Below are 11,748 nucleotides of genomic sequence, written 5' to 3' on the forward strand. Positions count from 1 at the left end.
ATAAAAGGGCGGAATTAGTCGTCGCCGATGACTTTAAGCGTCGCCATGTCAGAGGAGTTTACCGACTGGCCTGAAAAAGTAATTTTGGATACGCAGCGTTTGTTGTCGTTGTCGCTATTAATGTTGATCCAATTGGTGGTTTGTCCCTCTTTAATGGAAGACGGGACATTCAGGCTTTGGCTGGAGGTGCGCGCAGCTTTGAAGTAAACGGATGCGCCGTTAAGGTTAATATCGCCTCGATCGGCGGTGAGTTGAATACGTTTCACCACCCGACAAACGGGAATTTTGAGCGTGAGATCGTTGGTTGCATTGCGGGGCATAGCAATCATCCCCAGAACTTTATGATCGTTAGCGTGCGCGGCGCTGCTCAGCAGCAGACCCATAAGCAGGCTGGCGGAAAGGGTTAAAACGGATTTCATGGAATTTCTCTTTGACGGCTGCAAAAGTGTGTGGCTTCGCGCTATTTTACCGCCGACATAAAAACGATTCATTCACGTAATCTTTTCTTTTTATTACAATTTTTGTGTGAATGACAGCGCCGTATTAATCGGTTTTATGAATTAATTTTGATTGGCGATTATTCATTTTTTGTAGTTTTGTGCCTTTTTTCGGCAAATTTATTGCTTCTGCGCTAAAAAAAATTTTCATGCCCCCCTTGATGAAGTGGGTTACGACCCCACTTAGTAGTCAACCGCAGTGGTGAGTCTGAAAAAAAACGATTCAGGGTAGTTGAAACCGCACGTTTCGCCCTTATTACAGATTCACAACCACATGATGACCGAATTTTTAGTGGAGACGTTTAGATGGGTAAAATTATTGGTATCGACCTGGGTACTACCAACTCTTGTGTAGCGATTATGGATGGCACTACTGCACGTGTGCTGGAGAACGCCGAGGGCGATCGCACCACGCCTTCTATCATTGCTTATACCCAGGATGGTGAAACTCTGGTTGGTCAGCCGGCTAAACGTCAGGCAGTGACAAACCCGCAAAACACCCTGTTTGCGATTAAACGCCTGATTGGCCGCCGCTTCCAGGACGAAGAAGTACAGCGTGATGAAGCGATCATGCCGTACAAAATCATCGGTGCTGACAACGGTGATGCATGGATTGACGTAAAAGGTCAGAAAATGGCACCGCCGCAGATTTCTGCTGAAGTGCTGAAAAAAATGAAGAAAACGGCTGAAGATTACCTGGGTGAACCGGTAACTGAAGCAGTTATCACCGTACCTGCATACTTTAACGATGCTCAGCGTCAGGCAACCAAAGACGCCGGTCGTATCGCAGGTCTGGAAGTAAAACGTATCATCAACGAACCAACCGCAGCTGCGCTGGCTTACGGTCTGGATAAAGAAGTCGGCAACCGTACTATCGCGGTGTATGACCTCGGTGGTGGTACTTTCGATATCTCTATTATCGAAATCGACGAAGTTGACGGCGAAAAAACCTTCGAAGTTCTGGCAACCAACGGTGATACCCACTTGGGTGGTGAAGACTTCGACAGCCGTATGATCAACTACCTGGTTGACGAGTTTAAGAAAGATCAGGGTATCGACCTGCGTAATGACCCGCTGGCGATGCAGCGTCTGAAAGAAGCCGCTGAGAAAGCGAAGATCGAGCTGTCTTCCGCTCAGCAGACCGACGTGAACCTGCCGTACATCACTGCAGACGCGACTGGTCCGAAACACATGAACATCAAAGTGACCCGTGCGAAACTGGAAAGCCTGGTTGAAGACCTGGTTAACCGTTCTATCGAGCCGCTGAAAGTTGCTCTGCAGGACGCCGGCCTGTCTGTTTCTGATATCAACGACGTTATTCTCGTTGGTGGTCAGACGCGTATGCCGATGGTCCAGAAGAAAGTTGCTGAGTTCTTCGGCAAAGAGCCGCGTAAAGACGTTAACCCGGACGAAGCTGTAGCAATCGGTGCTGCCGTTCAGGGTGGTGTATTGACTGGTGATGTGAAAGACGTGCTGCTGCTGGACGTTACCCCGCTGTCTCTGGGTATCGAAACCATGGGCGGCGTGATGACGCCACTGATCGCGAAAAACACCACTATCCCGACCAAGCACAGCCAGGTGTTCTCTACCGCTGAAGACAACCAGTCTGCGGTAACCATCCACGTGCTGCAGGGTGAACGTAAACGTGCTGCCGATAACAAAGATCTGGGTCAGTTTAACCTGGATGGTATCAGCCCGGCTCCGCGCGGTATGCCGCAGATCGAAGTAACTTTTGACATCGATGCCGACGGTATCCTGCACGTTTCCGCGAAAGATAAAAACAGCGGTAAAGAGCAGAAGATCACCATCAAGGCTTCTTCTGGTCTGAACGAAGAAGAAATCCAGAAAATGGTTCGCGAAGCAGAAGCGAACGCAGAATCTGACCGTAAGTTTGAAGAGCTGGTTCAGACCCGTAACCAGGGTGACCATCTGCTGCACAGCACTCGTAAGCAGGTTGAAGAAGCTGGCGACCAACTGCCGGCTGACGACAAAACTGCCATCGAGTCTGCACTGACCGCGCTGGAAACTTCTCTGAAAGGCGAAGACAAAGCGGATATCGAAGCGAAAATGCAGGCGCTGGCACAGGTTTCCCAGAAACTGATGGAAATCGCTCAGCAGCAGCACGCACAGCAGCAGGCTGGTGCAGCAGGCGCTGATGCTTCTGCAAACAATGCGAAAGATGACGACGTTGTCGACGCTGAGTTTGAAGAAGTGAAAGACAAAAAATAATCGCCCTTTGAACGGGTAATTACTGGCACGGGCGAAGAGGTTTCCTCTCCGCCCGTGCACGCATGTTAGGGGCAGATAAAAAGAGATGGCTAAGCAAGACTATTACGAGATTTTAGGCGTTTCCAAATCAGCGGAAGAGCGTGAAATCAAAAAGGCCTACAAGCGCCTGGCCATGAAATATCACCCGGACCGTAACCAGGGTGATAAAGAGGCCGAAGCCAAGTTCAAAGAGATCAAAGAAGCCTACGAGATCCTGACCGATGCACAAAAACGCGCGGCTTACGATCAGTACGGTCATGCCGCGTTTGAGCAAGGCGGTATGGGCGGCGGCGGCGGTTTTGGCGGCGGGGCTGACTTCAGCGATATCTTTGGTGACGTGTTTGGCGATATCTTTGGCGGCGGTCGTGGTCGTCAGCGCGCCTCACGTGGTGCTGATTTACGTTACAACATGGATCTCACTCTGGAAGAAGCCGTGCGTGGCGTCACCAAAGAGATCCGTATTCCGACGCTGGAAGAGTGTGACGTCTGCCATGGCAGCGGTGCGAAGGCAGGTACTCAACCGCAGACCTGTCCAACCTGTCACGGTTCCGGCCAGGTGCAGATGCGCCAGGGCTTTTTTGCCGTACAGCAGACCTGTCCACATTGTCAGGGGCGCGGTACGCTGATTAAAGATCCGTGCAATAAATGCCACGGTCATGGTCGCGTTGAGAAAAGCAAAACGCTGTCCGTTAAAATCCCGGCAGGCGTTGACACTGGCGATCGTATTCGTCTGTCTGGCGAAGGTGAAGCCGGTGAGCATGGTGCGCCAGCAGGCGATTTATACGTTCAGGTGCAGGTAAAACAGCACCCAATTTTTGAGCGTGAAGGCAACAACCTGTACTGTGAAGTGCCGATTAACTTTGCGATGGCAGCGCTGGGCGGCGAGATTGAAGTCCCAACGCTGGACGGTCGCGTGAAGTTAAAAATTCCGGGCGAAACGCAGACCGGCAAACTGTTCCGCATGCGCGGGAAAGGCGTGAAGTCGGTTCGCGGTGGCGCTCAGGGCGATCTGCTATGCCGTGTAGTTGTTGAAACCCCGGTTGGTCTGAATGACAAGCAGAAGCAACTGCTGAAAGATCTGCAGGAAAGCTTCGGCGGTCCCACCGGAGAAAACAACAGCCCGCGTTCCAAAAGCTTCTTCGACGGTGTGAAGAAGTTCTTTGACGATCTGACGCGCTAATTCTCGACTCAGAAATCTTCGATTAAAAGCCTGGGACTGAAATGTTTCAGGCTTTTTTATTTCTGTTTTCCGTTCGGAAAATCTTTATCGACTTTACTTTATTGGATCGTAAAAACCGAATCATTCATCATAAATAATCTAATTTTAACGAGCTTTTTGAGGGTGTAAGATAGTATTTACGAAGTATTCACCTAATAGAGAGAATAAAAGTGAAACATCTGCATCGTTTTTTTAGTAGTGACGCCTCGGGGGGCATCATCCTGATCATCGCAGCCGTCGTCGCTATGTTGATGGCAAATATCGGGATCACCAGTGGATGGTACCACGCCTTTCTGGAAACGCCCGTTCAACTGCGGGTTGGCGCGCTTGAGATCAACAAAAATATGCTGCTGTGGATCAATGACGCGTTGATGGCGGTGTTCTTCCTGTTGATTGGTCTGGAGGTAAAGCGCGAGTTGATGCAGGGGTCGCTGGCCAGTCTGCGTCAGGCTGCATTTCCGATCATTGCCGCTATCGGGGGGATGATTGTCCCGGCGCTACTGTATCTGGCATTTAACTATGCTGACCCTATCACTCGTGAAGGGTGGGCGATCCCGGCTGCAACGGATATCGCTTTTGCATTAGGCGTGCTGGCACTGTTGGGCAGTCGTGTTCCGTTGGCGCTGAAAATCTTTCTCATGGCGCTGGCGATTATCGATGATCTTGGCGCTATCGTGATCATCGCGCTGTTCTACACCAGCGATCTCTCGCTGCTGTCGCTGGGCGTTGCCGCGTGCGCCATTCTCGTCCTGGCAGCCTTGAATCTGTGTGGCGTGAGACGTACCGGGATTTATATTCTGGTGGGCGTGGTGCTATGGACTGCGGTACTGAAGTCCGGCGTGCATGCGACGCTGGCTGGCGTGATCGTCGGTTTCTTCATTCCGTTAAAGGAAAAACACGGACGTTCACCGGCAAAGCGTCTGGAGCATGTTTTGCATCCGTGGGTGGCATACCTGATCCTGCCGCTGTTTGCCTTCGCCAACGCAGGCGTTTCACTGCAGGGCGTCACTATTGATGGACTGACCTCCGTATTACCGTTGGGGATTATTGCAGGTCTGTTGATTGGTAAACCTCTGGGTATCAGCCTGTTTTGCTGGCTGGCGTTACGCTTAAAGCTGGCGCAATTACCTGAAGGAACGAATTTCCAGCAGATCATGGCGGTCGGGATTCTGTGCGGTATTGGCTTTACGATGTCGATTTTCATCGCCAGCCTGGCGTTTGGTAATGTCGATCCTGAGCTGATTAACTGGGCGAAACTGGGGATCCTGATTGGCTCCTTGCTGTCGGCGGTAATTGGTTACTGCTGGTTACGCACCCGGTTAAACGCATCCGCCTGACAGGATAACCCTTTCGTGACAATTTTCAGGGAGAGAGTATGTCTCATATAAATTACAACCACCTGTATTACTTTTGGCATGTTTATAAAGAAGGTTCGGTGGTTGGTGCAGCAGAAGCGCTTTATCTGACACCGCAGACCATTACCGGGCAGATCAAAGCGCTTGAAGAACGTTTACAGGGAAAGTTGTTCAAGCGGAAGGGGCGTGGGCTGGAGCCAAGCGAGTTGGGCGAGTTAGTCTTTCGTTATGCGGATAAAATGTTCACGTTAAGCCAGGAAATGCTGGATATCGTGAACTACCGCAAAGAGTCTAACTTGTTGTTTGATGTCGGTGTGGCGGATGCACTATCCAAACAGCTGGTCAGCCGTGTGTTGGATGCCGCGGTGGTGGAAGATGAACAAATCCATCTGCGTTGTTTTGAATCAACGCACGAGATGCTGCTGGATCAACTCAGCCAGCATAAGCTGGATATGATTATCTCTGACTGTCCGATTGATTCTACGCAACAGGAAGGGTTGTTCTCGGTGCGCATAGGCGAATGCGGCGTGAGTTTTTGGTGTACCCAGCCTTTGCCTGAGAAGCCGTTTCCGGCCTGCCTGGAAGAGCGTCGATTGCTGATCCCAGGACGTCGCTCGATGCTCGGTCGTAAGCTGTTGAACTGGATTAACTCACAAGGCTTGAACGTTGAAATCCTCGGCGAGTTTGATGACGCAGCGCTGATGAAAGCTTTTGGTGCAACGCATAACGCTATATTCGTTGCCCCGACGCTCTATTCGAACAACTTCTATGCCGATGATTCGATTGTTGAGATTGGGCGCGTGGAGAATGTGATGGAGGAGTACCACGCTATATTTGCGGAAAGGATGATCCAGCATCCGGCGGTGCAGCGTATTTGTAATGCGGACTACTCGGCGTTATTTAAGCTGCAGTAGACATCAACACGGTAAGACTTCCGGCTGCGGGCAATTACCGCAGCCGGAATCAATCTACAACCTCAGTAGGCTACGGTATTGCCCACCTTCGCGAATAAATACCGGAATTCTGTTCAGTGGCGTAGCGTAATGCAGCGTCTGCCCTCCTGAATAGCTTTCCCCGGTCGCAAGATCTGTCCACTTTTCCCCTTCCGGTAGCCAGACATCACGCTCGCGCATGCCTTCATGCATCACCGGAGCAATCAGCAGATCGGGACCAAAACAGTATTGGTCGGCGATCTCCCAGCTTTTAGCCTGCTCAGGAAATTCAAAAAACAGGGTGCGCATCACCGGCGCATTGCGCTCATGCGTTTCTGCCATCAGCGCCTTGATGTAGGGCTTCAGCTTTTCACGCAAGGCCAGGCAACCCGTTAATAGATCGTAAACGTCTTCGCCATAGCTCCAGACTTCATTCGGCGCTCCGGTCGGGCATTGAGCAATGCCATCCCGATACGGTTGTTCAGGTAAAATTTGCGGATCGCGATTGCCGTGCAGGCGCATCACCGGGCTAAAGACGCCCCACTGAAACCAGCGGATCAGCAGTTCATGAAAGCGTGGATCGTGAATATTGCCGCCATGAAAACCGCCAATATCCGTGGTCCACCACGGGATACCCGCAATCCCCATATTGAGTCCGGCGGCAAACTGATTGCGCAGCGATCGAAACGAGGAGTGAATATCACCTGACCACACTAGCGCGCCGTATTTCTGACTCCCCGCCCAGGCACAGCGCAGCAGATTGATAACCTTGTCTTCGCCATCGGCTTTCATGCCGTCAAAAAAGGTTTTGGCATACATCCGCGGGTAGATATTGCCCACTTCCAGTACCGGACCGGCGTGGTAGCGATAGTTGTCGTAGTCGTAAACGCTGAATTCAGGCTCGGCCTCATCTAACCAGAACAGCTTCACGCCTTTATCGTAATAATTGCGCTTGGCTTTGCCCCAGACATAGTCGCGAGCGCCCGGATGGGTGGCATCAAAGAAAGTGGTATTCCCGAGGAAATCCATATTGATCGGCAAGCCACGCTCCGTTTGCACCAGCCAGCCGTTTTCACGCATCTCCCGATAGCTTTCGGTGCGGTTATCTACCGTTGGCCAGACGGACACCATCAGTTCGATACCCAGTGATTTCAGTTCGGCGATCATGGCGTCGGGATCGGGCCAGTCGCGCGGGTCGAACATCCAGTCACCTTGATTCGGCCAGTGGAAGAAGTCGATAACGATAACCGAAATGGGCAGATTGCGCTGTTTATACTCGCGGGCGACCGCCAGCAGTTCTTCCTGGGTACGATAACGGAGTTTGCACTGCCAGAAACCCATGGCGTAATCCGGCATCATCGGCGGCGTGCCGGTTGCGAGCGCGTAAGCCTGGCTGATTTCCGCTGGCGTATCACCTGCGGTGATCCAGTAGTCCAGTTGTTCGCTGACCTGAGCTTCCCATTCGGTAAGGTTGTGGGCGAAGGTTACGCGGCCTACAGCCGGGTTGTTCCATAAAAAACCGTAGCCCAGACTGGAGAGCATGAACGGTACTGAGGCCTGGGAATTACGCTGTGCCAGCTCAAGCACGCACCCTTTGAGATCCAGATTGGCTTGCTGATACTGGCCCATGCCATAAATTTTTTCGTCTTCGGCTGCTTCGAAACGGGCTTTAATCGCATATTTTCCACCCTGAATAGGGCGAAATTCACGCCCCTCAAGGTTAAGTGCGCTGACGTACTGGCCGTGTGAAGATTCGTCCTCGCCGATTTCTCCCCGCAGACGCCAGAACTCCTGTAGTAAACATTTATGGGGATGGCGGTAAAAGCTGATTTGGCCCTTTTGATTGACGATAGCGATAATCTTGCCGTTAGTCAGCGTGGCCTGCTTTTGGTCGTAGACGATATGGCAGGCGCTCTCCGCCACCGGCTCCGTTAGCGCCCAGTCTTCATTTCTCATAACCGGCAGATGACGGCCGCTACGCACGCGCAGGCTGTTCTCGCCCCAGGGTTCAATCCATAAATAGCGATCGTTTTGCTGCCAGACCAGACGATGCGGGTCTTGTTGCAAAAATGGCATGGTGGTTTCTCCCATATTTGGCTGGTAAAGATAAGAACGTTAGTGATTGATCGTTTCCAGATCGCGGCGAACCTCGTCTTCCATGGCTTCATATTTACGGAAGAAAAGCAGGGGGATTGCTGCGAGCGTGAAGAGGAGGGCGGGCGCCCAGATAAAAGCCCAGGTTATCCCTTCCAGGCCTGTAGCGCTCTGCGCATGGTTAGGGACGTAGCCAAAACTGTTCATGATCCAGGCGGCAAAAGCGGTACCGAGACCACTGCCCATTTTGATGCAGAAGGTGCTGCCAAAGGCGATAAGAATGCCGGTAGCTTTGACACCCGTCTTCCATGCGCCAAAGTCGACGGCGAATCCGAGCATGGCGAAGGGCATTGAGCAGGCGATACCGCTACCGATATTGCCCAGAACCCAGGCGGCAATCAGCATTGGAATGTTATCCGCAGCCAGCCACATCATCACACCGCCAAACGTAGCGACCAGCAGACCGCCGATCCAGATCCAGGTTTTAGAGAGGTATTTGCTAAAGAAAGGGATGGCGATGATAAACAGGATCTGAATCGTCGCCAGGCTGTTGATTAGCGGGACCAGATCTTTGCGAACCAGGTTGTAGGTCAGATAGTAGACAATGGTCGTTGAGCGCTGCTGAAGCGCTATCCAAAAGATTAGATTAGCCAGCACCATCAGGATCCACGGCCAGTTGCCTTTCATAGCCGCGAAACTTTTTTTCATCGGCAATCTTGGCTCTTGCTGTATTTTATCCGCATCCATTTCACGAATGTTTTTAAACGCAAAGAGCGTTAGCGCGCAAGATATAATGGCAAATGTAATTGCCGTATAAATAAAACCCGCATGGTCATCACCGTTACCTAAAAAAGCGACTAACGGTAAGGCGGTTGCGTTCATTAATAAAACCCCTATTTGCCCGCCGGTCATTCTCCAGGAATTTAAGACCAGCCGTTCCTTGGGGGATAGGGTCATTAAGGGCAATATTGCACTGAGCGGGGTGTTAAGTCCGGTAAATAAAATACTGGCTATCATGTAGGATATTGCTGCATATATGGCTTTTCCGGTCATACTGATATCAGGAGACCAAAATGAAAGCGCGCTGAATACGGCAAAAGGCAGCGGTAACCATAAAAACCAGGGACGGCATTTACCGTAGCGTGAACGGGTCTTGTCGATGATGATCCCCCAGATTGGAGCATCTACGCCATCAACAATACGCGCCAACAGCAGGATGACACCCGCTACGGCGAGGCTGATACCGGCAACGTCTGTGTAGAAATATAGAATGTATGTTGAACCGAAACAGTACAGCAGATTTCCCGCTACATCTAAAGAACCGTAGCTAATTCGCTGTAGTAAAGATAATGATGTTGACCCGCAAGACTGGGTATCCTCAATAACAGAACTCATAATGATAACTCCGATATTGGTGCGATACGCCCAGAAAAACAGCTTTTACTTTCTAAGCAGTAGGGTTGTCGTTATTTTTTATTGTCCGGGGAAAATTAACCTTTAGGTAAAATAGGGATAAAGACGTTTTATGAAAAGTAGTTAACCCCGGCGTGGCGATCAATTATCAAATCTCACATCAGGATTGCGTTTATTCGTTTTTTGTTGAGCAATGATACTATTTGCTATGGTGGTCACAATTTCGACAGTAATGAAATAAAAAAAAGTAAACAGTGAAAGAAAATAACTTTCATCTGCCTGATGGCGATGTGGGTGGACAGGGGATTAAACATGCCTAGTGCACGAACGGTGCGATAGCAGGCCGCTGTGGAGAAAGTGTGGACTTGAACGACAGACATAAAAAAACCCGCTTGCGCGGGTTTTTTCACAAAGCGATAACAAGCAGGCGATTAAGCCAGTTTGTTGATCTGTGCAGTCAGGTTTGCTTTATGACGTGCAGCTTTGTTTTTGTGGATCAGACCTTTAGCAGCCTGACGGTCCACGAGTGGTTGCATTTCGTTAAATGCTTTCAGTGCAGTAGCTTTGTCGCCAGCTTCGATAGCTGCGTATACTTTCTTGATGAAAGTACGCATCATAGAGCGACGGCTAGCGTTGTGCTTGCGGGCCTTTTCAGACTGAACGGCGCGCTTCTTAGCTGATTTGATATTAGCCAAGGTCCAACTCCCAAATGTGTTCTATATGGACAATTCAAAGGCCGAGGAATATGCCCTTTTAGCCTTCTTTTGTCAATGGATTTGTGCAAATAAGCGCCGTTTAAATTGCAGCACTCGTTGCGTAGTGATGGCGCAGGATTCTACCAGCTTGCGTGGCGTGAATACAGCTTTTCCACGAGAAAAATTGCATTGGATTGCCCGTAAAGGTCTGCAATTTGTTTCATAACAATGAAAACCATCCTCTTTCTGTTTCGGAGAAACAATCGCCGGTTAACCTTGACCGCGGTACAGGGTATACTTTCACGATTTTCACTGTTTTGAGCCAGACATGAAGCTGATACGAGGCATACATAATCTCAGTCAGGCCCCGCATGGGTGTGTGCTGACTATTGGTAATTTCGACGGCGTGCACCGTGGTCATCGTGCGTTGCTGCAGGGCTTACGGGAAGAAGGGCGCAAACGCAATTTGCCGGTGATGGTGATGATTTTCGAGCCACAGCCATTAGAGCTGTTTGCAACGGACAAGTCGCCTGCGCGCCTTACTCGCCTGCGAGAAAAACTGCGTTATCTGGCGGAGTGTGGCGTAGATTACGTACTGTGCGTGCGTTTTGACAGGCGCTTCGCGGCATTAACGGCGCAGAATTTTATCAGCGATCTGCTGGTTAAGCGCCTTGGTGTACAATTCCTTGCCGTGGGCGATGATTTCCGCTTTGGCGCTAGCCGTGCGGGCGATTTCTTGTTATTACAGGAAGCGGGCGCTGAGTATGGCTTTGATATCACCAGTACCCAGACCTTCTGTGAAGGCGGTGTGCGTATTAGTAGCACCGCGGTACGTCAGGCGCTGGCTGAAGATAACCTGCAGTTGGCCGAAAGCCTGCTTGGGCACCCTTTTACCATCTCAGGACGGGTGGTACATGGTGACGAGTTAGGACGCACCATTGGTTTTCCGACGGCAAACTTACCGCTTCGTCGCCAGGTTTCTCCGGTGAAAGGGGTTTATGCGGTTGAAGTGATGGGGCTGGGTGACAAACCTTTTCCCGGCGTTGCCAATATCGGCACCCGCCCGACGGTAGCCGGCGTACGTCAGCAGTTGGAAGTGCATCTACTGGACGTTGTAATGGACCTCTACGGTCGCCATATAGATGTAGTGCTGCGTAAAAAAATTCGCAGCGAGCAGCGATTTGCCTCGCTGGATGAACTAAAAGCGCAGATTGCGCGTGATGAGTTGACTGCCCGCGATTTTTTTGGGCTAACAAAACCGGCTTAATGCCTATA

The 11,748-nt window shown here is 50.8% G+C and carries 9 protein-coding genes and 1 pseudogene; 6 read left to right on the forward strand and 4 right to left on the reverse strand.

The window, feature by feature from the left end:
* Positions 1-14 precede the first annotated feature (14 nt).
* Entirely contained in the window at positions 15-419 is a 405-nt protein-coding gene (locus FDX11_RS21045; RefSeq protein ID WP_042312469.1) for a DUF2541 family protein, read from the reverse strand.
* Between the two features lie 384 nt (positions 420-803).
* On the opposite strand from FDX11_RS21045, the gene dnaK reads away from it, so the two are divergent.
* From dnaK to nhaR, 4 genes are all read left to right on the forward strand, one after another.
* Positions 804-2,726, forward strand: a complete 1,923-nt coding sequence (gene dnaK / locus FDX11_RS21050) for a molecular chaperone DnaK (protein ID WP_042312465.1) — start codon at positions 804-806, stop codon at positions 2,724-2,726.
* A gap of 85 nt (positions 2,727-2,811) precedes the next feature.
* Entirely contained in the window at positions 2,812-3,945 is a 1,134-nt protein-coding gene (gene dnaJ / locus FDX11_RS21055; protein ID WP_003018956.1) for a molecular chaperone DnaJ, read from the forward strand.
* A gap of 209 nt (positions 3,946-4,154) precedes the next feature.
* Complete coding sequence (gene nhaA, locus FDX11_RS21060) at positions 4,155-5,321, forward strand: Na+/H+ antiporter NhaA (protein ID WP_042312462.1); 1,167 nt, start codon at positions 4,155-4,157, stop codon at positions 5,319-5,321.
* A 38-nt stretch (positions 5,322-5,359) separates the two neighbouring features.
* The gene (gene nhaR / locus FDX11_RS21065) at positions 5,360-6,253 is read left to right on the forward strand and encodes a transcriptional activator NhaR (protein WP_006686630.1); all 894 of its coding nucleotides are present in this window, start codon (positions 5,360-5,362) and stop codon (positions 6,251-6,253) included.
* Positions 6,254-6,307: 54 nt separating this feature from the next.
* Here nhaR and FDX11_RS21070 read toward each other — a convergent pair whose 3' ends face one another.
* The 3 genes from FDX11_RS21070 to rpsT form a co-directional block, all read right to left on the reverse strand.
* Positions 6,308-8,347, reverse strand: a complete 2,040-nt coding sequence (locus tag FDX11_RS21070) for a TIM-barrel domain-containing protein (protein WP_042312458.1) — start codon at positions 8,345-8,347, stop codon at positions 6,308-6,310.
* A gap of 39 nt (positions 8,348-8,386) precedes the next feature.
* A complete protein-coding gene (locus FDX11_RS21075) occupies positions 8,387-9,760 on the reverse strand; it encodes an MFS transporter (protein WP_137398490.1) in 1,374 nt (457 codons plus the stop codon).
* A gap of 449 nt (positions 9,761-10,209) precedes the next feature.
* Complete coding sequence (gene rpsT / locus FDX11_RS21080) at positions 10,210-10,473, reverse strand: 30S ribosomal protein S20 (RefSeq protein WP_038637070.1); 264 nt, start codon at positions 10,471-10,473, stop codon at positions 10,210-10,212.
* 105 nt (positions 10,474-10,578) lie between these two features.
* Here rpsT and FDX11_RS25555 point away from each other — a divergent pair.
* Both FDX11_RS25555 and ribF read left to right on the forward strand, forming a co-directional pair.
* Positions 10,579-10,794 (forward strand): annotated as a pseudogene (locus FDX11_RS25555) (DUF2575 domain-containing protein).
* A gap of 7 nt (positions 10,795-10,801) precedes the next feature.
* Positions 10,802-11,740, forward strand: coding sequence for a bifunctional riboflavin kinase/FAD synthetase (gene ribF / locus FDX11_RS21090; RefSeq protein WP_042312451.1), 939 nt, complete (start codon positions 10,802-10,804; stop codon positions 11,738-11,740).
* Positions 11,741-11,748 lie beyond the last annotated feature (8 nt).

The sequence above is a fragment of the Citrobacter sp. wls714 genome, from assembly GCF_005281025.1.
GTDB lineage: Bacteria > Pseudomonadota > Gammaproteobacteria > Enterobacterales > Enterobacteriaceae > Citrobacter > Citrobacter werkmanii.

Bases quoted from the DNA above. Each gene is read 5' to 3' on its own strand.
- FDX11_RS21070 (WP_042312458.1), bottom strand. From the start codon at position 8,347: ATGCCATTTTTGCAACAAGACCCGCATCGTCTGGTCTGGCAGCAAAAC.
- FDX11_RS21075 (WP_137398490.1), bottom strand. From the start codon at position 9,760: ATGAGTTCTGTTATTGAGGATACCCAGTCTTGCGGGTCAACATCATTA.
- dnaK (WP_042312465.1), top strand. From the start codon at position 804: ATGGGTAAAATTATTGGTATCGACCTGGGTACTACCAACTCTTGTGTA.
- dnaJ (WP_003018956.1), top strand. From the start codon at position 2,812: ATGGCTAAGCAAGACTATTACGAGATTTTAGGCGTTTCCAAATCAGCG.
- FDX11_RS21045 (WP_042312469.1), bottom strand. From the start codon at position 419: ATGAAATCCGTTTTAACCCTTTCCGCCAGCCTGCTTATGGGTCTGCTG.
- ribF (WP_042312451.1), top strand. From the start codon at position 10,802: ATGAAGCTGATACGAGGCATACATAATCTCAGTCAGGCCCCGCATGGG.
- nhaR (WP_006686630.1), top strand. From the start codon at position 5,360: ATGTCTCATATAAATTACAACCACCTGTATTACTTTTGGCATGTTTAT.